Raw genomic sequence first — 23,005 nt, 5'->3', positions numbered from 1 at the left:
ATCTAGACGATGAATCCGAGCGGAATCTCCTGTTGGACTGCTGGATCGATCTGCGCAAGCCTGGTCCCCGTACGCCCCCCGCACCTCCCGTCCCTCCCCGGACACCCCGGATCTCTCCAGCGGAGCCTGCCCATGTACCTGCCGTCCCCCGACCGCTACTCCGCCATGCCCTACCGGCGCACCGGCCGCAGCGGTCTGCTGCTGCCCGCGCTCTCCCTCGGCCTCTGGCACAACTTCGGGGGCGACAGGACGCCCGAGACACAGGGCGCGATCCTGCGCCGCGCCTTCGACCTCGGCATCACCCACTTCGACCTGGCCAACAACTACGGCCCGCCGCCCGGCTCCGCCGAAGAGACCCTGGGCCGCTCCCTGGCGACCGACTTCGCCCGCCTGCGCGACGAGATCGTCATCTCCACCAAGGCCGGCTACCACATGTGGGACGGGCCGTACGGGGAGTGGGGTTCGCGGAAGTACCTGCGCTCCTCGCTCGACCGGAGCCTGGAGCGGCTCGGTGTCGAGTACGTCGACATCTTCTACTCCCACCGCCCCGACCCGGACACCCCGCTCGAAGAGACGATGGGTGCGCTCGACGCGGCCGTACGGCAGGGCAAGGCCCTCTACGCCGGCCTCTCCAACTACTCCGCCGCGCAGACCCGTGAGGCCGCCGCGATCCTGAAGGACCTCGGGACCCCGCTCCTCATCCACCAGCCGCGCTACTCGATGCTCGACCGCCGCATCGAGGCCGACGGGCTGCCGGACGTCCTGGACGAGCTGGGTGTCGGGTCCATCGCCTATTCGCCGCTGGAGCAGGGCATCCTCACCGACCGCTATCTGCACGGCATTCCGGCCGGGTCGCGGGCGGCGGGGGACAGCCCCTTCCTGTCCGCCGACGCCGTCACCCCGCAGCTGGTCGAGCGGCTGCGGGCGCTGGACTCGCTGGCGAAGGAGCGTGGCCAGTCGCTCGCGCAGCTGGCCCTGGCCTGGGTGCTGCGCGGCGGCCGGCTCACCTCCGCCGTCGTCGGCGCGAGCAGCGTCGCGCAGCTGGAGAACAGCGTCGAGGCCGCCCGGAACCTGGACTTCACCGTGGACGAGCTGTCCCGGATCGAGGAACTGCTGCGGGGTCCCGAGACGGCCTGACGCACGTCACGTGGACCCGGTCACGTGGATCCCGCTGCTCAGGTCCGGCCGCGCGTGGATCCGGTCACCCGGGTCCGGTCACGTACGGGCCGAAGGGCGGGTGCCGGAGAGCGGTACGGGCGGTGCGGCCGGCAGCACATGACTGCCGGCCTTGTCCGTACTCAGGCACAGTGAGCAGACCGGGGCGTCGTGGGCCGGGCAGGCGGCGAGGTCCGGGCGCTCGAAGGCCTGCCGGCAGACATGGCAGTCGTACGTGACCGCGCTCGGGTTGCCCTCGGCGTCCAGCAGGGGCACCGGGATGCCGTCGTCGCTCCGCCGCAGGTAGTACCGGCCCCGGGTGACGACCGCCATGAGCGGGGTGAGGAGGAACGCGATCACCACGGCGGCGACGGGCGAGTAGGGCTGGACCGCGTCGCCGAAGGCGTGGAAGTACATCGCGATGGACAGCCCGGAGGCGGCGGTGAACGCGGTCACGCCGACCGGGTTGACCGGGTAGAGCATGCCCCTGCGGAACTCCGGCGCGTGCGGGGAGAGCTTCAGCAGGTACTTGTTGACCCCGATGTCGGTGGCGACGGTGACCACCCAGGCGATGGCGCAGTTGGAGTAGAAGCCCAGGACGCTGTTGAGGAAGCTGAACATGTCGGCCTCCATCAGGATCAGCGCGAAGGCCAGGTTGACCAGCACGAAGATCATGCGGCCGGGGTAGTGCTTGGTGACGCGGGTGAAGGAGTTCGTCCACGCCAGCGAGCCGGAGTAGGCGTTCGTCACGTTGATCTTGATCTGGCTGATCACGACGAGGACCACGGCCAGCGGCACCACCAGCCAGGACGGCATCATCGCGTCGAACGCCCCGCGGAACTGCTGGATCGGTTCGGTCGCCGCGGCCGGTCCCACCTCGGAGAGGATGTAGACGGCGAGGAAGACTCCGATGGCCTGCTTGATCGCGCCGAGCACCACCCAGCCGGGCCCGGCCATGACCACCGCCGTCCACCAACTGCGCCGGTTCGCACCAGTCTTGGGCGGCATGAAGCGCAGGTAGTCGATCTGCTCACCGATCTGCGCGATGAGCGAGAGGCAGACGCCCGCGCCGAGCAGCACGGAGGCGGTGTTGAGGCTGCCCTCGCCGTCGGTGCCCGCGTAGGCGAGGAAGCTGTCGACCGTGCCGGGGTCGGTGGCCACCAGATAGACCAGCGGGCCCACCATCAGCAGCAGCCAGACGGGGGTGGTCCACACCTGGAGCTTGCTGAGCGCCTTCATCCCGTAGATGACGAGGGGGATGACCATGAGGGTGGAGACGGCGTAGCCGAGCCACAGCGGCAGCCCGAAGCCGAGTTCGAGGCCCTGCGCCATGATCGCCCCTTCGAGGGCGAAGAAGATGACGGTGAAACTGGCGAAGATGACGCCGGTGAGGACCGATCCGTAGTAGCCGAAGCCGGAACCCCGGGTGATCAGGTCCAGGTCGATGTTGTAGCGGGCCGCGTAGTAGGCGAGCGGGAATCCGGTGATGAAGATGAGCGCCGCCGCGACCGTGATCGCGACCAGGGCGTTGCCGGTGCCGTGGGCCATGGCTATCCCGGCGCCGATGGAGAAGTCGGCCATGTAGGCGATGCCGCCGAGCGCTGTCGTCGCCACGACCATCGGGGTCCAGCGGCGGTAACTGCGCGGTGCGAAGCGGAGCGTGTAGTCCTCCAGCGTCTCCCGTACCGCCTGGGCTTCGGCCGGGGCGGTGGGCGGTGCCGGGTCCGGTGGGGCCGGTTCGGTGAGCTGAGTGCGGGTATCCATGGCGGGGGACGCTAGGCAGCCGCCGTTTCCCTCGCGTACGGCCGGTGTGAAGGCGGCGTTACGGTATACCAACGCGGAGCCGGAAGGGTGGCCGGAGCCGTCCGGGCCGAGGCGGCGACGCCCCGCCCGTGAGCCGGGAGGGACGCCGCGTCCGCGTCTCAGGGAGCGATGCCCACCCCGTCGATCCGGCTCCAGGCCCGCTCCTGACCGGCGGTCAGGGCCGGCCAGCCGAGCCCGCCCGGCCGGGGCCGCACCCGGGAGGCGTACGGGGAGGGCCGGAACTCCGGGTCGTAGAAGCAGCCCGTCCCGTACGCCCGGTCGAAGGCGGCGCACGATCCGGCCAGCGACCGCGCGGTGGGCTTCTCGCCGGTGCGGGCCCAACGGTCCAGGGCGGCGATGGAGTTGGCGTACTCCGCCGTGCTCAGCCGGCTGTGCTCGCTCTCCCGGGTGAAGGACTGCACGAGCCGGTGCTCCCGCCCCGCGCCCCGCAACGAGGCCCGGTAAGCCGCCTCGTGCTCGACGAACGCCGTGGGGTCGTCGATCGCGTGCAGGGTCAGGACGGGCAGGGACACCCGCCCGGTCAGATCGCTGTCCCACGAGAGGTCCCGGCGCGCCGCCGGGTCGGCGGAGAACCGCTCCACGCCCGCGTTGAGCGCCCGGTCGTCGTGCGAGCCGGTATACCGCACCCCCCGGTTGGAGAAGGGGTTGCGTCCCCCCAGCCGGGTCGAGACGAGGTCGCGGAAGGTGAACGTCGCGAACCGCAGATGTGACGGGAGGGACCGCTCCGGAATCCCGGTGACGGCCAGGATGTCGTCCAGGTTGCGCTGCTGGAGCGCGGTCCTGGCGGCGGGTTCGGCGTCGAATCCCGTGCACTCCCGCAGCCGGGCGGCAAGCCCGGCGGACGTCATCGTGGAGTCCGGGCGCAGCCCCTGCCACAGCGGGTACCGCGGCTCGGTCGGGCGCGGGTGGTTGCCGCAGTAGTACTGGTAGACGACGCGCAGGTCCACCCGGTGGTCGTAGCCGCGCGAGCCGCCGCCCAGGACACCGTTGGTCAGCAGCACCCCGTCGTACGCCCCGGGCTCGCGGCCGTAGGTCTCGGCGACCTTGGCGGCGACGTTCCCGCCCCAGGACTGGCCGTGCAGATAGGTCCGCCCCGGCTTCCCGAACCGGTCGGTGAAGACCCGGCGCACGCTCTCGGTGTCGGCCGCCGCCATCCGCGTTCCGTAGCCTCCGCGCCGGTAGGAGGAGCCCGCCCAGGCGTACCCCTCCTGGACCATGACGGCCCAGCGCCCCAGGTCCTCGGCCGAGCGGGCCGGGTCCGAGGCGTCGCCCAGGTCGGGCCCGCCGTGCGCGTGCACCACCAGGGAGCCGTTCCAGCGGATGGGGACGGCGAGCGCGTAGTGCGCCCCGTTCTCGTCCCGGCCCGTGTAGCACCGCGCCTTTCCGGCCAGTTCCTCCGGACAGTCGGCGGCGACCGGAGCCCCGGCCGGGCCGGCGGGCGGGGCGGGCGCCGCCGGGGCCCGCCCCGCCGAACCGAGGAGCAGGGCCGCGACCGTGGCGGCCAGTGCGGCGGAGCGCAGCCGGTGGCGGCGGTACAGCGGCAGGGCGCGGACGGGCATGTCGGGGAGGTTCACGCGGCGGCTCCTGGCGTTCGGCGCGGGCTGCGGCGCCCACGGGCGCCGCAGCCGGAACGGTCTGTGCGGCTGCCCCGGCACGGAGTGCGCCGGGATGCCGGGATGCTAGGAAGCGCCGCACCCGGGGGAGAAGCCCCGCGTGCATTGCGTTCATAGTGTTCGCCCCGGCGGGCCGCCGCACGCGCCGGGGCGAGCCGGCGTGGCGCGCCCTCGGGGGCCACCGGGGACACGCCGGACGAGCCGCCGCAGCGCGCGCCCGCGAGCCGCCGCCTCCGGCCGCCTCGCGCGGCTCGCCGTCGCGCCGGTCAGCCGGCGGCGCTCACCGCCGTCCTCACCAGCTCCCTCACCTGGTCCACGATGTCGGCGCGGTTGCGCTCGAAGTCCGGGTCGGTGACCGCGCCCGACCGCGGATCCGTGTTCTCCGCGCCGAACTGGAGGACCGGGGTGTGCAGATGGCCGCCCGGCAGCCGCGGGAGCGCCAGCCGGTCGCGCAGCAGGGTGACCCGGTAGGCGATCTCGTTGGAGAGGTAGTCGCCGCCGCCCCCGGCCCGCGCCGCCGAGCCCGGGGTGGGGCCGTCGGGCCGGGTCACGGGCCGGGTGCCGCCCGCCGGTATCTCGGTGACCTCCGTGTTGTCGTACACCGGGAACCGGCCCGTGTCCGCTTCGGTGAGCTCCCGGTACGGGAGGGTCGTGGACGTCCACTGCGGCTGCGTGGCCGGATCGGCGACGGGGACGAGACCGGTGCTGGAGGCGTTCTCGTTGTCGGCGAAGCCGCCGCGCCAGGCCCCGTTGGTGCGCTCCACGTCGAAGCGGCCCTGCCTGCCCTGGCTGACGGTGGTGAAGAGGTCCAGACGCGGCAGATGCCGGGCGAGGGCCCGCTCGACGATGCCCTCGGCGAAGTCCGCCCAGCGCACCGGGAAGACGACGGTCTCGATCCGGGCCGGTCCGTCGGGGGTCCGCACCAGGGTCCCGTCCAGGGCGAGGGCGCTCGCGCCCGAGGGGTTGCCGATCCGGACGTCCCGGTCCAGCGTGAACGGGTCGAACCCGGTGACCAGGACGCGCTTGGTCCGGTGCCCCTGGTAGTGGATGTCGCTCTGGCCGCGCGACGCGGTCTCCAGGGCGGAGCGCAGGGCTTCGCGCCGCCGGTCGTCGAGGCCGAACCGGGGTTCCCAGGTGCGCAGTTCACGGCTGAGTGCGAGCCGGGCCCAGTAGAGCGGGCGGTCGTCGCCCCGGCTCAGGTCACCGGCGGCGGGTCCTCGCCCCTGCGCCCGGTCCACGGCGCGCCGCCACAGCGCCGAGGCATGGCGGGTCACGGCCCGTTCGGCCTGCGCATAGCTCTTCGAGCGTTCCAGAGCCCGTTCGAAGCGCGGGGCGAGGGCGTCGAATCCGCTGCGCCGCAGGATCTCCTGCGGGGCGGCCCGGTCGAGGCGCCGCTCCTCGACGGTCGCCTCCGCAGGGGTGCGGGAGGTGTACGCGGGGGAGGCGGCGGCGGGGAGGGCGGAGCCCGCCAGGACGAGCAGCAGCGCCATGCCGCCGATACCGATCCGGGCCGTCGCGGGGAGTTGGTGGGTCACACGGTTCCCTTTCGTATCACCGGGTGGGGCCCCGCAGTATCGCCGTACGGCCCGAGGCGATGCCATAGGGCATGGCGCTGCCCGTGCCCGGTCTCTCCGGCGGACCGGACCTGTGGCGCGCCGCCCTTCCCTGGCCCGCGCCGCTCACGGGGCGTACGGTGTGACGGCATGAAGATCCTCATCAGCGCCGACATGGAAGGCGCCACCGGAGTCACCTGGCCGGCCGACGTGCTGCCGGGGACCCCGCAGTGGGAGCGCTGCCGGACGATGTTCACCTCGGACGTCAACGCGGCCGCGCTCGGCTTCTACGACGGCGGCGCCGACGAGGTGCTGGTGAACGAGGCCCACTGGTCGATGCGCAATCTCCTGCTGGAGCACATGGACGAACGCGTTCAGATGCTGACCGGCAAGCACAAGTCGCTGTCCATGGTGGAGGGCATCCAGCACGGCGACGTGGACGCGGTGGCCTTCGTCGGCTATCACACGGGGGCCGGTACGGAGGGCGTCCTCGCCCACACCTACCTCGCCAACTCCATCACCGGCGTCTGGCTCGACGGCGTCCGGGCCAGCGAGGGCCTGCTCAACGCGCACGTCGCCGCCGAGTACGGGGTGCCCGTCGTCCTCGTCACCGGCGACGACCTGACTTGCGTGGACGCCGAGGGGTACGCCCCGGGTGCCCGGAAGGTCGCCGTGAAGGACTACGTCTCCCGGTACGCGGCGGTCTGCCGCACCCCGGCCCGTACCGCCGCCGACATCCGGGCGGCGGCGCAGGCGGCCACCGCGCTCGCGGGCCGCCGGGACCCCGTGACCGGCTCCGCGTTCACCGTCGAGCTGGAGTTCGACGCCGAGCATCTGGCGGCGGCCGCGACCGTCGTCCCCGGCGTGGCGCCCAGCGGTGAGAGGCGCGTCGCGTACACCAGCGCGACGATGTACGAAGGAATTCGCACGTTCAAGGCGGTGACGACGATCGTGTCGGCCGCCGTGGAGGAACACTATGGCTGAGGCCCCCGACCCGCTCGGACCCGTCGACCGGCAGGCCCTCGACGAAGTGGTGGCGTTCACCTCCGGGCTGATCCGCATCGACACCACCAACCGGGGCGGCGGCGACTGCCGCGAGCGCCCGGCCGCCGAGTACGTCGCCGAGCGGCTGGCGGACGCCGGAATCGAGCCGACGCTGCTGGAGCGCACCCCCGGTCGGACCAACGTGGTCGCCAGGATCCCCGGCACCGACCCCTCGGCCGACGCGCTGCTCGTCCACGGCCACCTCGACGTGGTGCCCGCCGAGCCCGCCGACTGGAGCGTCCACCCCTTCTCCGGCGAGGTGCGCGACGGGGTCGTGTGGGGGAGGGGCGCCGTCGACATGAAGAACATGGACGCGATGGTCCTCTCCGTCGTCCGGGGCTGGGCCCGCGAGGGCTTCCGCCCGGCGCGCGACATCGTCATCGCCTACACCGCCGACGAGGAGGACAGCGCCGCCGACGGCTCCGGCTTCCTCGCCGAGCAGCACGCCGACCTGTTCGAGGGCTGTACGGAGGGGATCAGCGAGTCGGGGGCCTTCACCTTCCACGCGGGCGACGGCCTCTCGCTCTACCCGATCGCGGCGGGCGAGCGCGGCACCGGCTGGCTGAAGCTGACCGCCGCGGGCCGGGCCGGGCACGGCTCCAAGGTGAACCGGGAGAACGCGGTGAGTGCGCTGGCCGCCGCCGTCGCCCGGATCGGCGAGCACGAGTGGCCCATCCGCCTCACCCCGACCGTCCGGGCCGCGATCACCGAGATCGCCGCCCTGCACGGCATCACCGCCGACCTCGACGACCCGGGCTTCGACGTCGCCCAACTGCTCGGCAAGCTCGGCCCGGCCGCCACCCTCGTCGAGAACACCGTCCGCAACAGCAGCAACCCGACGATGCTGGACGCCGGCTACAAGGTCAACGTCATCCCCGGCCACGCCACCGCCCACATCGACGGACGCGTGGTCCCCGGCGGCGACGAGGAGTTCCACGCCACCCTGGACCGGCTCACCGGGCCGCTCGTCGACTGGGAGTTCCACCACCGTGAGACGGCCCTGACGGCCCCGGTCGACTCCCCGACGTACGCCAAGCTGCGCGCCGCCGTCGAGCGCTTCGACCCGGACGCGCACACCGTCCCGTACTGCATGTCCGGCGGCACCGACGCCAAGCAGTTCTCCCGGCTCGGCATCACCGGCTACGGCTTCACCCCGCTGAAGCTGCCCGTCGGCTTCGACTACCAGCGGCTCTTCCACGGCGTGGACGAGCGCGTGCCCGTCGACGCCCTCCACTTCGGCGTCCGCGTCCTCGACCACTACCTGCGCACCGCCTGACCGCCTGCCGACCGAACCGCGCCCCGGGGGACCGTCCCACGTGAAACCGCCCTACGTGAATACCGTGCCGGAACCGGCGCCGTACGGCACCTGGCCGTCGCCGATCGACGCGGCGCTCGCCGCTTCGCACGACGGCCGCCCCGACCAGCTCGGCACGGTCGGGGACGAGGTCTGGTGGACCGAGCCGCGCCCCGCCGAGGGCGGCCGCCGGGCGCTGATGCGCCGCCGGGCGGACGGTACCGTCACCCCCGCCCTGCCCGCCCCCTGGAACGCCCGCAGCCGGGTGATCGAGTACGGCGGACAGCCCTGGGCCGGCACGGTGCGCGAGGACGGTGAACTCCTCGTGGTGTTCGTCCACTTCACCGACCAGCGGCTGTACGCCTACGCTCCCGACGGGTCGGAGGAGCCCCGGCCGCTCACTCCGGTCTCCGAGGTCGGCGGCGGGCTGCGCTGGGTGGACCCGCAGGTGCGCCCGGAGCAGGGCGCCGGGGGGGAAGTCTGGTGTGTGATGGAGGAGTTCACCGGACCCGCCCCCACCGACGTGCGGCGGGCCGTCGTCGCCGTACCGCTGGACGGCTCGGCGGCCGACGACCGCACGGCGGTCCGCGAACTCTCCGACGGCCGGCACCGGTTCGTCACCGGCCCCAGGATCTCCCACGACGGGCGGCGGGCCGCCTGGATCGCCTGGGACCACCCGGCGATGCCCTGGGACGGCACGGTGGTCATGCTGGCCGACATCACCGGCACGGGTGAGTTCACCGGCGCCCGGCCTCTCGTCGGGGACGTCGACGAGTCGGTCTGCCAGGTGGAGTGGGACCGCGACGGCAGCCTCCTGTTCGTCTCCGACCTCTCCGGCTGGTGGGAGCTCCAGCGCGTCCGTCCCGACGCCGTCCCGGGCGGCGCGGTCCCCAGCAGCCGCCTCCTGCCGCCCCGGGGCGAGGAGTTCGGCGGGCCGCTCTGGAAGATCGGGCTGCGCTGGTTCCACCCGCTGGACAACGGGCTGATCGCCGTCCTGCACGGCGAGGGCGACCACCGCCTCGGCATCCTCGACCCGGAGACCGGCGAACTCGCCGACGCCCCGGGCCCCTGGACCGCCTGGTCCGACACGCTCGCCGTGCACGGCAGCCGCGTCGTCGGCGTCGCCGCGAGTCCCCGCAGCGCTCCCGAGGTCGTCGAGCTGGACACCACCACCGGGCGCACCCGCGTCATCGGCGCGCCCCACCGGGACCCCGTCGACCCCGCGTACTACCCGGACCCCGAGCGCCGGATCTTCACCGGCCCCGACGGCCGTGAGATCCACGCCCACGTCCACCCGCCGCACCACCCCCGACACACCGGCCCCGAGGGCGAGAAGCCCCCGTACGTCGTCCGGGCGCACGGGGGTCCCACCGGCCGCTCCCCGCTCGTCCTCGACCTGGAGATCGCCTACTTCACCTCGCGCGGCATCGGCGTGGCCGAGGTGAACTACGGCGGCTCCACCGGATACGGACGGGCCTACCGGGAACGGCTGCGCGGGGCATGGGGACTGGTCGACGTGGCGGACTGCGAGGCGGTGGCCTCCGCCCTGGTCGAGGAGGGCGCGGCCGACCCGGACCGGCTCGCGATCCGGGGCGGCAGCGCGGGCGGCTGGACCGCCGCCGCCTCGCTGACCAGCACCGGCCGCTATGCCTGCGGAACGATCCTCTACCCGATCCTGGACCTCGAAGGGTGGGCCACCGACGAGACCCACGATTTCGAATCGCGGTACCTGGAGTCCCTCGTCGGCCCCTTCGCCGAGGTCCCCGAGCGCTACCGGGAACGCTCCCCGATGAATCGCACCGACCGGCTGGACACCCCGTTCCTGCTGCTCCAGGGCCTTGACGACGTGATCTGCCCGCCGGCCCAGAGCGAGCGGTTCCTCGCCGCCGTGTCCGGCCGGGGCGTCGCCCACGCCTCTGTCGCCTTCGCGGGGGAGAGCCACGGATTCCGGCGGGCGGAGACCCTGGTCCGTGCCCTGGAGTCCGAACTCTCCCTCTACGCGCAGACGTTCGGTTTTGACCGTCCCGACGTCCCGCTCCTGGAGCTGACCACGTGACCCGCCGGGACCCCGGGCCGGCCACCCCGCTAGTCCGGCCGGCCCGGCTGCGCCCCGGCTCCCGGGTCGCCGTCGTCGCGCCCAGCGGACCGGTCTCCGCCGACCGGCTGGAGCACGGTCTCGCCGTCCTGCGCGACTGGGGCCTCGAACCCGTCGTCGGTCCCCATGTCCGCTCCGTCCACCCGGATCTGGACTACCTCGCCGGTACGGACGCGGGGCGCGCGGCGGACCTTCAGGCGGCGTGGTGCGACCCCTCCGTGGCGGCCGTGCTCTGTGCCCGGGGCGGCTTCGGCGCGCACCGGATGGTCGACCTGATCGACTGGGCGGCGATCCGCGCCGCCGGGCCCAAGGCCTTCGTCGGCTACAGCGACATCACCGTGCTGCACGAGGCGTTCGCCCTGCGGGCCGGGTTCGCCACCCTGCACGGACCCATGGTCGCCACCGAGACGTTCCTCAAGGACGCGGCGACGCGTGAACACCTGCGCGCCACCCTCTTCGAACCGGAGTCCGTGCGGACCCTCGGCCTCGCGACGGCCGGGCCCCTGGCCCCCGGCCGGGCCGGGGGCGTCCTCTACGGCGGGTGCGTCAGCCTGCTCGCCGCCGACGCCGGCACCCCGGGTGGCCGGTCCCACGCCCGGGGCGGCCTGCTGGTGATCGAGGACACCGGGGAGGAGCCCTACCGGCTCGACGGCATCCTCACCCGGCTCCTGCGTTCCGGGGCCCTGGCCGGGGTCGCCGGAGTGGCCTGCGGATCCTGGGAGGAGTGCGGCCCGTACGAGAAGATCCGCGCCGTGCTCGCCGACCGGCTCGGCCCGCTGGGCATACCCGTGGTCGAGGAGCTGGGGTTCGGCCACGGGGCGACCGCGCTGACGATTCCCCTGGGGCTGCCCGCAGTGCTCGACGCACCGGCGGACGGCGGGCGTTGCACGCTCACCGTCGAGGTCCCGGCGCTGCTCTGAGCCTCCTCGGCCTCTTCCGCCGCCCGCGCCCGCACCGCCTTCGGTGCTCGGGCGTGGGGCGTGTGTGTTCACGCCCCACGGATGTGAACATCCGTCAAGAACCGCTGTGCGACGCGTTGACACGGATATGACCTGTGTCACAGCATGAGCGCGACCCGGTACTTACCGGTCGGTAAGGTGCCCTCGGTGTGGAGGTCTTCGTGTCAGGTGCTGTTTCCAGAGTGCGCGGCCCGCTCGTCGCGGTCGCCGGGGCGGCGCTGGTCGCCCCTCTCCTCCTCGCCGGTCCGGCCCGGGCCGACGCCGCCCCCTACACCGTCACCCCGCTGACGTTCACCGTCGAGGCGGGCGACCGCACCTGCGCGGTGGACGCCGATCTCTACCGGCCCGCCGGGGCCGACGCCGGGAACCCGGCCCCCGCGGTCCTCGCCACCAACGGCTTCGGCGGCAGCAAGTCCGACGGCTCCACCGACGCCATCGGCAGAGCCCTCGCCGAGCGCGGCTACGCCGGGCTCGTCTACTCCGGCCTCGGCTTCGGCGAGTCCGGCTGCCTGATCACCCTCGACGACCCCGCGGTCGACGGACAGGCCGCGAGCGAACTCCTGGACTTCCTCGGGGGAGTTCGCACCGCCGACGACGGGACCAAGGCGGACTTCGTCCTCCGGGACGCCGAGGGCGACCCGCGCGTCGGCATGATCGGCGGCTCCTACGGCGGCGCGATCCAGCTCGCGACCGCCGCCGTCGACCCCCGCGTCGACGCCATCGTCCCCCTGATCACCTGGAACGACCTCGCCTACGCACTCGCCCCCAACAACACCGGGGCGACGGCCGGCGTGACCTCCGACATCCCCGGCGTCTTCAAGTGGCAGTGGGCCAACGGCTTCTTTCTGATCGGCGAAGGGCAGCCGCTCCTCAACCCGAGCCTGGACCCCTCCCGGATCAACCGGCTGGACTGCCTGCACTTCGCCACCCGTGCCTGCGAGACCATCCGGCTGCTCAACTCCGGCCGCTACCCGGCGGACAGGACGAAGGAGATGCTCACGTACGCGCGCAGCGTCTCGCCCGTCTCCTATCTCGACCGGGTCAAGGCTCCCACCCTCATCGTCCAGGGGCAGGCCGACAGCCTGTTCAACCTCAACGAGGCCACCGCCACCTACCGGACGCTCAGGGCGCAGGGCACCGAGACCAAGATGATCTGGCAGGCCTGGGGGCACAGCGGCGGCCAGGTCCCCGGTGAACTCGACCTGAGCCGGGGCAATCTGGAGACCAGTCACGTCGGGCAGCGGGTGCTGGCCTGGTTCGACCGCTACCTGCGCAAGAACACGGGCGCCGACACCGGCCCCGCCCTCTCCTACTACCGCGACTGGCGCAGCGGCTACGGCACCGCGGCCGACGTTCCCGCCCTCTCGCAGTCCCTCTACCTCTCCGGCGACGGAAAGCTCGTCGACAACCGCTCCAAGGTCGCGCGCGGCAGCCGCCACTACACGAACTGGCTCGTGCCCACCAGCCACTCGGAGAGCTCCATCGCCCCGCTGATCGGACTGCCCGACCCGAAGCCGTACGACACGAAGGGCACGTACCTCGCCTGGCGCGGCGAACCCCTCACCGAACCCCTCGACGTGGTCGGCGCACCGAGGGCCACCCTCAAGGTCGACTCGCCCCAGGCAGAGCGGGTCCAGCACAGCGGTGACGCGTCCGACAAGCTCGTCCTGTTCGCCAAGATCTACGACATCGCCCCCGACGGCCGCCGCACGCTCGTGAACCGGCTCGTCTCACCGGTCCGGGTGCCCGATGTCACCCGGCCCTTCATGGTCGAACTGCCCGGCATCGTCCACCGGTACGAGAAGGGGCACCGCCTGGAGTTCGTGATCGCCGCCAGCGACACCGCGTACTTCGGCAACCGGGGCATCAAGCCCGTCACCGTCGTCCACGCCCCCGAGGACACCGGCGTACTGGAGCTCCCGGTGGTCCCGGCCGGCTGACGTCCGCACCCCCCGTTCACCCGAACGGCTCAGCAGCACCGCCCCCCGGACCCGGCATCCGCCCATGCTGGGACCCCGGGGGGCGGTCGCGTGCACGACGGCGGGCCGGACGGGCGAGGAACGAGCGAAAGGGCCGGACCATGAGCCCCAAGGACGTATCGAGCGGCAGCGGGCGGGCCCAGGGGTGGCTGACTCCGGGGCGCATCGCCATCGGTGTGGTGGTCGTGCTCGTCATCGTGTTCATCTGCGTGAACACGAGGGACGTCACCATCCGCGTACTGATCCCCGAGGTGACGATGCCCCTGTGGGCCGCACTGGCGGCCATGTTCCTCATCGGGCTCGGCTGCGGCGGCTACCTCTTCCGCCGCCGGGGGAAGTGACGACGCGCCCGCGGGGGACCGTACGGCGGTGGTTCCGGCGAGGCGTACCGAGCACCGCAGACCAGAGGCACAGGGCGGCACCGATTCCCGCCGCGATCACCGCCTCCACAGGCGCGGCCCGGATGCCCCGGGCGTTCGCGACGACGAGCCCGCCGCGCTGATCGGCCTGACACGCCGAGGCCCGGGCGGCGTCGCGGTCGCGCACGGGGCTTTCCCCGCCAGGGTGTAGGCCGGCTGGCCCGGGACACCGGCCCACGCGATGATCGTAGTGTTTTGTCGTCAAAGCGGTGGAAAGTGGTCATCCGTACGTCGTGTGCGTGCTCCGGTTCGCCGAGAGGCGACCTCGCGCCGCGCGGACCGCCGTGCGGCGGCCTCGACGGCCGAGGGCCGGGCGGGGTACGTGACACAGCCGATGACGAGGCGTTCGTTGTCACCTCTGACGGAAAGAGCCTGAGATGGGCCGTCTGCACCCCGCGGACCACGCGTTTGCCGATCCCGTGCCACCTGACCTCGGCCTGTCCGGTCCCCGGCCGCTCCAGGACGCGCAGGCCGTCGACCACGATGTGGTCGCGGCCGTCCAACGGACGGCCGAGTCCGTACTGGGGGAGTGTGTCGCCGAAGCGACCCGTCATGACCCGGAGTTCTCCGACGACGTGGCGCACCGGGTCGCCGACTTCACCCTGCGGAGCGGCAAACGCCTGCGCCCCCGTCTGCTGTGGTGGGCCATGCGCGCCTGCGGTGCGGCCGAGACCCGGGCCGCGTTGCGGCTGGGCGTGGGGCTGGAGCTGATCCAGACCTGCGCCCTCATCCAGGACGACGTGATGGACCGTTCGCGTACCAGGCGTGGACGGCGCGCCGTCCACATCGCCCTGGCCGAGGAGGCCGGCCTCGCGGCCGGCTCCGCAGCGGGCGAGGCGTTCGGCGCCTCCGCGGCCGTTCTCGCCGGGGACCTCGCGCTCGTCTGGGCGGACGACACGGTCGCCGAGACGTTCCTGCCGTCCGCGCGGCGACGACCGGTGAGGGCGCTGTGGCGGGCCATGCGCGGTGAGATGGTCGCCGGGCAGTACCTGGACCTGCGCGGTCAGATCGACGGCAGCACCTCGGCGGCGCGTGCCCTGCGCACGGCCCGCCTCAAGAGCGCTCTGTACTCGGTGGAGCGGCCCGTGGCGTTGGGGGCCGCCCTGGCCGGTGCGGACGAGTGGACCACCGACGCCCTGTGCTCGGCGAGCCGGTACGCCGGAATGGCCTTTCAGCTGCGGGACGACCTGCTCGGTGTGTTCGGTGATCCCGCGGTGACCGGCAAGCCCTCCGGGGACGACATCCGCCAGGGCAAGCCGACCTATCTGCTGGCGATGGCCCGTACCTGCGCCGACGCAGCGGGTGACCACCGGGCCCTGGCCCTGCTGGACCGGGCCGTCGGTGACCCGGACCTCGACGAGGACGGCCTCGCGGAGGTACGCGCCGTTCTGGAGGCCGTCGGCGCCCGTGCTCTGGTGGAGGACAAGGCAGAACGCCTGGGCGAGCGGGCCGCGCGAAGACTGGACCGGGCCGTCGACACCGACCCGCAGGCGAGCGACCGCCTGCTGGGCCTGCTGCGGGCGGTCTCGGGGACCCGGGCCACCGCACCGCGGGAGCCACGTTCCGGTACGGCGCATCCCACCCTCACCCTGTCCGAAGGAGGCCACGTACGGTGATCACGGTCAAGGGGCCGGTCGACCACGTGGTGGTGGTCGGCGCAGGGCTGTCCGGGCTGTCCGCCGCACTGCACCTCCTCGGCGCGGGTCGCAGGGTGACCGTCGTCGAACGGGACGCGCTCCCCGGCGGGCGGGCCGGTCTTCTGACGGAGGGCGGCTACCGCATCGACACGGGGCCGACGGTGCTGACCATGCCGGACCTGGTGGAGGACGCCTTCGCCGCCGTCGGCGCCCGGATGGCCGACCGGCTGGAGCTGATCCGGCTGGACCCCGCCTACCGGGCCAGGTTCGCGGACGGGTCGCAGCTCGACGTGCACACCGACGGCGCGGCCATGGAGGCCGCCGTCGAACAGTTCGCCGGGGCGCGCCAGGCGCTCGGCTACCGGCGGCTGCGGAGCTGGCTGGAGCGGCTCTACCAGGTGCAGATGCGCCGTTTCATCGACGCCAACTTCGACTCGCCCGTCCAACTGCTGCACCCCGACCTCGCGCGGCTCGCCGCCCTCGGCGGGTTCGGCCGCCTCGACTCCCGGATCGGCCGCTTCGTCTCCGACGAGCGATTGCGCCGTGTCTTCTCCTTCCAGGCGTTGTACGCGGGGGTTCCCCCGGCCCGCGCCCTGGCCGCGTATGCGGTGATCGCCTACATGGACACGGTCGCCGGAGTGTATTTCCCACGCGGCGGCATGCACGCCCTGCCCACCGCCCTGGCCCGGGCCGCCGCCGACGCGGGCGGCGAGTTCCGGTACGGGCGGACGGTGAACCGGCTGGAGCGTTCCGGCGACCGGATCACCGCGGTCGTCACCGACCGGGAACGCATCCCGTGCGACGCGGTGATCCTGACCCCCGACCTGCCCGTCAGCTACCGCCTCCTGGGCCGCGCTCCCCGGCGTCCGCTGACGCTGAAGCACTCACCGTCCGCCGTGATCCTGCACGCGGGCACGGACCGTACCTGGCCGGATCTCGCCCACCACACCATCTCCTTCGGGGCGGCGTGGAAGAGCACCTTCCATCAGCTCACCCGCACCGGCGAGCTGATGTCGGACCCCTCGCTCCTGATCACCCGGCCCACGGCCACCGATCCCTCCCTCGCCCCGCCCGGCAAGCACCTCCACTACATCCTCGCGCCCTGCCCGAACACCACGCTCGGGCCCGGCGTGCGGGAGTGGGGCGAGCTGGGCCCCCGGTACCGGGACGAGCTGCTCGGGTGGCTGGAGCGGCGCGACATGCCGGGGCTCGGCGCGGCGATCGAGCAGGAGGGGCTGGTCACCCCCGTCGACTGGTCCGCCCAGGGGCACGCGGCCGGTACGCCGTTCGCCGTGGCCCACACCTTCCCCCAGACCGGGCCCTTCCGGCCGCGCAATCTGGTGAGGGGCACCGCCAACGCCGTTCTCGCCGGGGGCGGCACCACTCCGGGCGTCGGCGTGCCGACCGTGCTGATCTCCGGGAAGCTGGCCGCGCAGAGGATCACCGGCCCACCCGCACCCGGGGCCCCGCCCCGACGTACGAGAGGCGCCGCCGTATGACCGCCCGTGAGCTGGACGCAGCAGGTATCCACGACCACGGCCTGCGCGCCGCCTACACCCGCTGCCGCGACCTCAACGCGCGGCACGGCAAGACCTACTTCCTCGCGACGCGGCTGCTGCCCGTCGACCGGCGGCCCGCCGTCCACGCCCTGTACGGCTTCGCCCGCTGGGCCGATGACATCGTGGACGACCTCGCGTCGACCGCCACCGCCGCAGAGCGCGCCGCGGCCCTGACAGCCCTGGAGGCACAGCTGGAGAAGGGGCTGCACAGCGGGGAGAGCGCCGAGCCGGTGATCCGGGCGCTCGCCGACACGGCCGCCCGCTACGGCATCGACCACCGGCACTTCGCCGACTTCCTGGCGTCCATGCGCAGCGATCTGACGGTCACCGGCTACGCCTCGCTGGACGACCTGGGCGGCTACATGCACGGCTCGGCCGCGGTGATCGGCCTGCAGATGCTGCCGGTGCTCGGCACCGTGGTCCGGCACGAGGAAGCCGCCGGACCCGCCGCCGCGCTGGGCGTCGCCTTCCAGCTGACCAACTTCCTGCGGGACGTGGGCGAGGACCTCGACCGGGGCAGGGTCTACGTTCCGGCCGACCTGCTGGCTGCCCACGGGGTGGACCGGGCGCGGCTGGAACGGAGCCGCCGCACCGGGGCACGGGACCCCGGCATCACCGCCGCGCTCCGGGCGTTCGCGGCCCACACGAGGGCTGTCTACCGCCAGGCGCTGCCGGGGCTGGGGATGCTGGACCCGGTGGCACGGCCCTGCATCCGTACGGCGTTCGTGCTCTACAGCGGAATCCTCGACGCGGTCGAGGCCGACGGCTTCGCGGTCCTGCACCGCCGCGCTGTCGTTCCTCGCCGGCGCCGGGCCGCCGTCGCGCTGGACGGGCTGGCCCGAGCACTCGCGGCCCGCGCCCCGGTCCGGCGCCGGATTCGGCAGGCGCCCGGGCCGTGCCCCGCCACCTCGATCACGGGCGTCACTGAGCCCGTACGGCGGGAGGCCGCGTGAGCGCGTCCCCGCGACGCCGCATTCCCTTGCGACTGCGGCGCGCACCCGTGCCGTGGGAACGGCAGGAGCCGACCTGGCGGGCGGCGAAGCCCTCCCTCATCGCCCGAGCTCTCCAACGGGCGCAGAGCCGCCCTTCCGGCAACTGGTACGTCATCGGCGCCTCGCGAGACCTTCCGCCGGGAAAGGCCCTCGGCATCACGGTCGGTTCGACCGAGATCGTCGCCTGGCGCGACGAAGACGGCCGGCTGCGCGCCGGCCCCGGAGCCTGCCCCCACCTCGGGGCTCCTCTGCGGCAGAGCCCCGTGCGTTGCGGCACGCTGGTCTGCCACTGGCACGGTCTCGCTCTGGACGGCGGGCCGTTCGCCGGATGGGAGCCCTGTCCCGCCTTCGACGACGGCATCCTGCTCTGGGCGCGGCTCGACCGCATGGGGGGCGAGCAGCCCACCGCGCGCCCCCGCGTGCCGGACCGGCCACCCCCGGGCCACGGGGTCGACGCGGTCTGCAGCGGGGTGGGGCGGTGCGAGCCGGAGGACGTGGTGGCCAATCGGCTCGACCCGTGGCACGGCGCCTGGTACCACCCCTACTCCTTCGTCGACCTCACCGTGACCGACGCACCCGGCGACGATGCCGGGGACGACGACGGCTTTCTGGTCGAGGTGTCCTTCAAAGTGGCCGGGCGGCTCGTCGTTCCGGTTCTGGCCAGATTCACCGCGCCCGAGCCGCGCACCGTCGTCATGCACATCATCGAGGGCGAAGGAGCGGGGTCCGTGGTCGAGACCCATGCCACCCCGCTGGCCCCGGACGAGGGCGGCAGGCCCCGCACCGCGGTCGTCGAGGCACTCGTCGCGGCCTCCGACCGCCGTGGATTCGCGGTGGCCCGTGCGGCGGCGCCGATCCTGCGCCCGCTGATGCGGGCTTCGGCCGGCCGGTTGTGGCGCGATGACCTGGCGTACGCCGAGCGGCGCTGGGAACTGCGGGCGCAGGGGCGGTTCCCCGGCTGAGGTCCGGCGGCACCGGCCGGGCAGCCGTCTGCCGGCGCGTCAGCCGCCGACCGACGCGAGCCTCCGCAGAGGCAGGGACCGCCCGGTGCGCGGCACCGTCCACACGGTCTGCCCCCGTACGCCCCACCGCTCCAGGTGCGCGTTGGCGGCGAGGAACCCGCTGGTGGCCGCGCGTTCCATCAGCGCCACCGGCAGCCCGGTGCGGACCAGGTCGCCGGCCACCGTGACGGCGGGGTCCGGGCTGCGAACGCCCGGTCGGTCCCGGTAGCCGCCCACCGGGAACATCGGGCAGTCCGCCCGCCAGGCGTGGCGCTCGTCGACCACCCGGGCGCGGGACGTCTCCGGGTAGATCCGGTGCAGCTGACGGACCGCTTCCGCCTGCACCGCACTCCGGTCGGCTTCCGGCGAGACGGCGTAGGCGTGCAGTTCCACGACCGATCCGCCGGTGCGCCGGGCCCAGCGCGCGGCCTCGCCCTCCCAGCGGTTCAGGACACTCACGTTGTCCAGCGGGCCGTAGCCGCTGGTGCCGAGGAACCCGGGCCGGCCGGGTGCCACCGGGCGGTCCAGCCAGAGCCGTGACACCAGGAACGGCGGGGCGGTCCGCAGCCTGCCGATCCGAGCGCGCCAGTCCGGGGCGCCCAGCTCAGGGGACGCGGCCACCACCTGTCGCAGCCCGGCGCCGTCCAGGGCGAGGACGAGGGCGTCGCAGCGCGCGGTGTCCTGATCGGTGGTCACGTTGAGGCCGCCGTCGGGCTGCGGGCACACCTGCCGGACGGGGGTGCTGGTGAGCACGGTCACGCCGTGGCTTTCCAGATATCCGCCCAGCGGGTCCCACAGGGCGGTGGGGAAAGGCTCGGCGGGGACATCGAAGAGCAGGCCCTCGCTGGAGCCGAGAAAGTAGATGTGGAACATCAGGACCAGCTCCGCGGCGGACAGTTCGCGCGGGTCGGCGAAGAAGCTCCGGGAGAAGACCTCGAAGGCCAGGTGGTGGGCGGCCGGTGGGAAGCGGATGCGGGTGAGGAAGTCGTGGGCGCTGATGTCGTCGAGCCGCTCGTAGACCTCGGGCACCCGTACGTCCAGCAGCGGCAGTGCGGCGCGCGGATTCATCCTGGCCAGATCGCGCGCGCCGAAGGTCGGGCTGAGCGCGACGAATCCGAGAGCGCTCAGGGGCGGGGTGCGCGGGACACGGGCGAAGCTGTCGTGCAGTCCGGAGCTGTGCCGCAGCGGGTAGTCGGGCAGCGGGGTCAGCGAGCCGAGCCCGGGGTCCACGCGGCGCAGGAGCCCGCGCAGGTTGTAGTACTGCCGGAAGAAGGCGTGGAAGCCACGGCTCATGGTGACGGTCGAGCCGTCCGCGAGTCGGGTGGGCCACCCCGCCAGCCGCCCGCCGAGCTGCGGCTCGCTCTCGTAGAGGGTGACGCGCACGCCTCGCTCGGCCAGTCCGGTTGCCGCGGCGATCCCGGCGATGCCTCCGCCGACGACCGCGGCGGTGGGGGCATCGCCGGTGAAGCGGGCGCGGCCGCCGGGAGCGTGCACCACGGCGGCCCGCCGGTCCCGTCCGTGGCGGCTGCCCGTGCCGTTCCGCCTCGGCGCCATCACGCCTCCCGCGCTGCGCGACCGAGGAAGGTGTGCGTGATGCCCGTCTGCCAGCCGGGCAGCGGCAGGACGCGGACCTCCTCGAATCCGGCCCCGCGTAGCCGCCCGGCGAACTCCGGAGCCGTGTCGAAGGTGTTCACGCTCTCCTGGAGGTGGCGGTACAGCCGCACGTCCCCCGTGAGCCGTCCCGCGGGCCGGATGATCGTCGAGCAGACCGCGTTCCAGACGGCCCGGTCCACCGGTGATCCGCTGAGCGTGTACTCGTGCACGGCGAGCCGTCCGGACGGGACCAGCAGGCGGCGTACCAGCCGCAGCACCGCGTCGGCGTCCTGGACGTTGCGGAAGAGGTAGCCCGCGAACACCGCGTCGAAGGAGCCGGGCGCCAGTCGCCCGGCCAGTGCCTCGGCCGGGGCGTGGATGAACTCGACGTGCGTCAGCCGGGGTTTGGCCGCCGCCCGCTCCAGCATGCCGGCGGAGGCGTCGACACCGGTCAAACGGGCGAGCGGAGCGGCGGCGGCCAGCGCCTCGGTGGAGGCGCCGGTACCGCACCCCAGGTCCAGGACGCGCATTCCCGCACCGCCGTCCGCCAGGCCGAGCCGTCGCGCGGAGCGGTGCAGGTGGGCGTGGTATCCGGGACTGGCCCCGACGAGCCGGTCGTAGGCCGCGGAGCCCCGGTCGAAGGCTTCGGACAGTGCGTCGCCGCGCAACAGGGTCATGAGCTGCTCTCTTCCGGACGGGCGGGCGGTGGGGGGAGGGGCCGGGGCGGACGGCGAGGGACGAAGGGGAGTTCGACGACGGTCCGCAGCATGGGAGCGACGGGTGTGCGTACCCCGATGAGGAGGTCCTCGTACCACCGGGAGCCGCCGTCCAGAAAGGTGAGCAGCCGTTCGGCGGGCACGCCGCTGAAGAGGCGGCCGAAGAAGTCCGGGCCGTTGATCCTTCCGGTGTGGAGTGCCCGCAGCAGCACCGAGTCCATCGCCCGCGCCCGCGGCCGGTGGGCGGGCGGCATCCGCAGGGGCGTGCCCGCGCGCAGTCGGGCGGCGACGGCACGGCTCTGCCGCTGGATTGCGGCGAAGGTGTATCCCGTCGAGGGGCGGGTCGCGCCGCCCGCGGTGCCGATCCGGTGGACCGAACGCCCGACGCGCCGTGGGAAGCGGCCGTCGGTCATGGGGATGACACCGTGCTCACGCGCCGTCACCTCGAACGTTCCCAGGCCGAGGACGTCCTGGGTGTACCGGTCCAGGGCTTGTCGGTAGCCGTCGGAGGTCAGCGGCGCGGGGGAGAACTCCGTGTACTCGACGAGCGCGGTGTGCGGATCGAGCGGGAGGACGTATCCGAAGGACAGGCCCCGCTCGGGCTGCGAGGTGCGGAAGTCCATCAGATCCGGCACGGCCGGGTCGAACACCGGCCGTTCGGTCCTGACGAACCAGCCGGAGAAGTGCTGGAGCAGGGTGGTGCGGGCGGGCGGCAGAACCGGGGGCGGCCGGGAGTCGAAGACGTACCGGCCACGGACCAGGGGGCGTTCTCCGGAGCCGTCCCGGACGAGGACCTCGGCCCCGCCGCCGGGCAGGTCGCGGACCGAGTGCACCGTGGCTGTCATCCGGCGCACCCCGGGTGCGCGGGAGAGCCGCCGGAGCACGAGGGCCTCGAAGTCGTCGGAACGGAGCATCTTGTAGCGCAGCCGCGGCAGCCGGGCCACCACGGACCCCCCGTCGGCGGTGCGCACCCGCAGCCGGGACCAGGAGGCTGCCAGCGACGCGTCGTAGGGCCCTGGCTCGGGCTCCCAGAAGCACCAGGTCCGCCGCGGTGGACTCAGGCGACCGGGCGGCGCGTCGACGAGGACCACGGACAGGGGGCGGCCGCCCGGCGCGCACAGATGGTGAGCCAGGCTCAGACCGGCCGCCCCGGCCCCGACGATGACCGCATCGACGGCGGTCACATCAGCTGGCACGGCACCCCTCCCGGCGGACATCGGGCCACGCCCGCATCCGCATCCGCTTACCCACGCAAGACATACACAGTCGGACGCGGGTGCCGCGCAGCACGACACGCCCGGAAGAGGAGTACTTCGCCCGGTTGCAACTGTCGACGGAGCACCGTGATGAGGTCACCGCGGTTCACCGCGGTCCCTCGCGGCCAGGGTCCTCCCGGTGAGGGCGGCCTCGGCACTGCTCGGTCCCGGTGCCGGTCTGCCGGTGCTCGTCCGACCCCGAAGCCGCTCTCCGGGGCGCTCAGGCGTTCTGTTCGATCGGTGCGCGGGAAGCGGACCGGCTGCGGGCGCGTCGCCCGCTGACCGCCCGTGAGACGGACGAGGAGGGTCGTTCGGC

General features: G+C 73.5%; 17 protein-coding genes. 11 read left to right on the top strand and 6 right to left on the bottom strand.

Annotated elements, in window-relative coordinates; all coding sequences use genetic code 11:
* Positions 1 to 132: 132 nt before the first annotated feature.
* Entirely contained in the window at positions 133 to 1,137 is a 1,005-nt protein-coding gene (locus tag KME66_RS03940; RefSeq protein ID WP_073228974.1) for an aldo/keto reductase, read from the top strand.
* 78 nt (positions 1,138 to 1,215) lie between these two features.
* Here the strand turns inward: KME66_RS03940 and KME66_RS03935 are convergent, their stop codons facing one another.
* From KME66_RS03935 to KME66_RS03925, 3 genes are all read right to left on the bottom strand, one after another.
* Positions 1,216 to 2,919 carry a cytosine permease gene (locus tag KME66_RS03935; protein WP_216318964.1) on the bottom strand — a complete coding sequence of 568 codons (1,704 nt, stop codon included), beginning with the start codon at positions 2,917 to 2,919 and terminating at the stop codon, positions 1,216 to 1,218.
* Between the two features lie 158 nt (positions 2,920 to 3,077).
* On the bottom strand, positions 3,078 to 4,538 hold the full coding sequence (locus KME66_RS03930; protein WP_216329073.1) for a hypothetical protein: 1,461 nt from the start codon (positions 4,536 to 4,538) through the stop codon (positions 3,078 to 3,080).
* Positions 4,539 to 4,858: 320 nt separating this feature from the next.
* The gene (locus KME66_RS03925) at positions 4,859 to 6,127 is read right to left on the bottom strand and encodes a pyroglutamyl peptidase (RefSeq protein ID WP_216318960.1); all 1,269 of its coding nucleotides are present in this window, start codon (positions 6,125 to 6,127) and stop codon (positions 4,859 to 4,861) included.
* A 168-nt stretch (positions 6,128 to 6,295) separates the two neighbouring features.
* On the opposite strand from KME66_RS03925, the gene KME66_RS03920 reads away from it, so the two are divergent.
* The 10 genes from KME66_RS03920 to KME66_RS03875 all read left to right on the top strand — a co-directional run bounded on the left by KME66_RS03920 (position 6,296) and on the right by KME66_RS03875 (position 19,085).
* Positions 6,296 to 7,129: a M55 family metallopeptidase gene (locus KME66_RS03920; RefSeq protein WP_216318957.1), complete on the top strand. Its 834-nt coding sequence runs from the start codon at positions 6,296 to 6,298 to the stop codon at positions 7,127 to 7,129.
* Positions 7,122 to 8,465 (top strand): M20/M25/M40 family metallo-hydrolase, encoded by a 1,344-nt coding sequence (locus tag KME66_RS03915; RefSeq protein ID WP_216318954.1) that lies wholly within the window; start codon positions 7,122 to 7,124, stop codon positions 8,463 to 8,465. Before KME66_RS03920 ends, KME66_RS03915 begins: the two co-directional genes overlap by 8 nt.
* 55 nt (positions 8,466 to 8,520) lie before the next feature.
* Positions 8,521 to 10,539, top strand: coding sequence for a prolyl oligopeptidase family serine peptidase (locus KME66_RS03910; protein ID WP_216318951.1), 2,019 nt, complete (start codon positions 8,521 to 8,523; stop codon positions 10,537 to 10,539).
* Positions 10,536 to 11,498, top strand: coding sequence for an LD-carboxypeptidase (locus KME66_RS03905; protein ID WP_216318948.1), 963 nt, complete (start codon positions 10,536 to 10,538; stop codon positions 11,496 to 11,498). The genes KME66_RS03910 and KME66_RS03905 overlap by 4 nt, the downstream gene beginning before the upstream one ends.
* Before the next feature lie 221 nt (positions 11,499 to 11,719).
* Positions 11,720 to 13,477: a CocE/NonD family hydrolase gene (locus KME66_RS03900; protein ID WP_216329070.1), complete on the top strand. Its 1,758-nt coding sequence runs from the start codon at positions 11,720 to 11,722 to the stop codon at positions 13,475 to 13,477.
* 140 nt (positions 13,478 to 13,617) lie between these two features.
* Positions 13,618 to 13,857: a LapA family protein gene (locus KME66_RS03895; RefSeq protein ID WP_216318946.1), complete on the top strand. Its 240-nt coding sequence runs from the start codon at positions 13,618 to 13,620 to the stop codon at positions 13,855 to 13,857.
* 455 nt (positions 13,858 to 14,312) lie between these two features.
* Positions 14,313 to 15,551 carry a polyprenyl synthetase family protein gene (locus KME66_RS03890; protein WP_216318943.1) on the top strand — a complete coding sequence of 413 codons (1,239 nt, stop codon included), beginning with the start codon at positions 14,313 to 14,315 and terminating at the stop codon, positions 15,549 to 15,551.
* Positions 15,548 to 17,071: a phytoene desaturase family protein gene (gene crtI / locus KME66_RS03885; RefSeq protein ID WP_216318940.1), complete on the top strand. Its 1,524-nt coding sequence runs from the start codon at positions 15,548 to 15,550 to the stop codon at positions 17,069 to 17,071. Before KME66_RS03890 ends, crtI begins: the two co-directional genes overlap by 4 nt.
* Complete coding sequence (locus KME66_RS03880; RefSeq protein ID WP_216318937.1) at positions 17,068 to 18,084, top strand: phytoene/squalene synthase family protein; 1,017 nt, start codon at positions 17,068 to 17,070, stop codon at positions 18,082 to 18,084. Before crtI ends, KME66_RS03880 begins: the two co-directional genes overlap by 4 nt.
* Positions 18,081 to 19,085, top strand: coding sequence for a DUF5914 domain-containing protein (locus KME66_RS03875; RefSeq protein ID WP_216318934.1), 1,005 nt, complete (start codon positions 18,081 to 18,083; stop codon positions 19,083 to 19,085). Before KME66_RS03880 ends, KME66_RS03875 begins: the two co-directional genes overlap by 4 nt.
* A 39-nt stretch (positions 19,086 to 19,124) precedes the next feature.
* Here KME66_RS03875 and KME66_RS03870 read toward each other — a convergent pair whose 3' ends face one another.
* From KME66_RS03870 to KME66_RS03860, 3 genes are read right to left on the bottom strand one after another with little or no spacing between them, the layout of a single operon-like run.
* Positions 19,125 to 20,678: an NAD(P)/FAD-dependent oxidoreductase gene (locus KME66_RS03870; RefSeq protein WP_216318932.1), complete on the bottom strand. Its 1,554-nt coding sequence runs from the start codon at positions 20,676 to 20,678 to the stop codon at positions 19,125 to 19,127.
* Complete coding sequence (locus tag KME66_RS03865) at positions 20,678 to 21,394, bottom strand: class I SAM-dependent methyltransferase (RefSeq protein ID WP_073226900.1); 717 nt, start codon at positions 21,392 to 21,394, stop codon at positions 20,678 to 20,680. Before KME66_RS03865 ends, KME66_RS03870 begins: the two co-directional genes overlap by 1 nt.
* Complete coding sequence (locus KME66_RS03860; RefSeq protein ID WP_216318929.1) at positions 21,391 to 22,650, bottom strand: lycopene cyclase family protein; 1,260 nt, start codon at positions 22,648 to 22,650, stop codon at positions 21,391 to 21,393. The genes KME66_RS03865 and KME66_RS03860 overlap by 4 nt, the downstream gene beginning before the upstream one ends.
* Positions 22,651 to 23,005 lie beyond the last annotated feature (355 nt).

The organism is Streptomyces sp. YPW6, assembly GCF_018866325.1.
Taxonomy (GTDB): Bacteria; Actinomycetota; Actinomycetes; order Streptomycetales; family Streptomycetaceae; genus Streptomyces.
This window is presented reverse-complemented; position numbering and strand designations above follow the sequence as displayed.

What these genes read in the sequence shown, in the direction of transcription:
- KME66_RS03940 (WP_073228974.1), top strand. Translation starts at nt 133, where the DNA reads ATGTACCTGCCGTCCCCCGACCGCTACTCCGCCATGCCCTACCGGCGC.
- KME66_RS03935 (WP_216318964.1), bottom strand. Translation starts at nt 2,919, where the DNA reads ATGGATACCCGCACTCAGCTCACCGAACCGGCCCCACCGGACCCGGCA.
- KME66_RS03930 (WP_216329073.1), bottom strand. Translation starts at nt 4,538, where the DNA reads ATGCCCGTCCGCGCCCTGCCGCTGTACCGCCGCCACCGGCTGCGCTCC.
- KME66_RS03920 (WP_216318957.1), top strand. Translation starts at nt 6,296, where the DNA reads ATGAAGATCCTCATCAGCGCCGACATGGAAGGCGCCACCGGAGTCACC.
- KME66_RS03915 (WP_216318954.1), top strand. Translation starts at nt 7,122, where the DNA reads ATGGCTGAGGCCCCCGACCCGCTCGGACCCGTCGACCGGCAGGCCCTC.
- KME66_RS03895 (WP_216318946.1), top strand. Translation starts at nt 13,618, where the DNA reads ATGAGCCCCAAGGACGTATCGAGCGGCAGCGGGCGGGCCCAGGGGTGG.
- KME66_RS03890 (WP_216318943.1), top strand. Translation starts at nt 14,313, where the DNA reads ATGGGCCGTCTGCACCCCGCGGACCACGCGTTTGCCGATCCCGTGCCA.
- KME66_RS03880 (WP_216318937.1), top strand. Translation starts at nt 17,068, where the DNA reads ATGACCGCCCGTGAGCTGGACGCAGCAGGTATCCACGACCACGGCCTG.
- KME66_RS03870 (WP_216318932.1), bottom strand. Translation starts at nt 20,678, where the DNA reads ATGGCGCCGAGGCGGAACGGCACGGGCAGCCGCCACGGACGGGACCGG.
- KME66_RS03865 (WP_073226900.1), bottom strand. Translation starts at nt 21,394, where the DNA reads ATGACCCTGTTGCGCGGCGACGCACTGTCCGAAGCCTTCGACCGGGGC.
- KME66_RS03860 (WP_216318929.1), bottom strand. Translation starts at nt 22,650, where the DNA reads ATGTCCGCCGGGAGGGGTGCCGTGCCAGCTGATGTGACCGCCGTCGAT.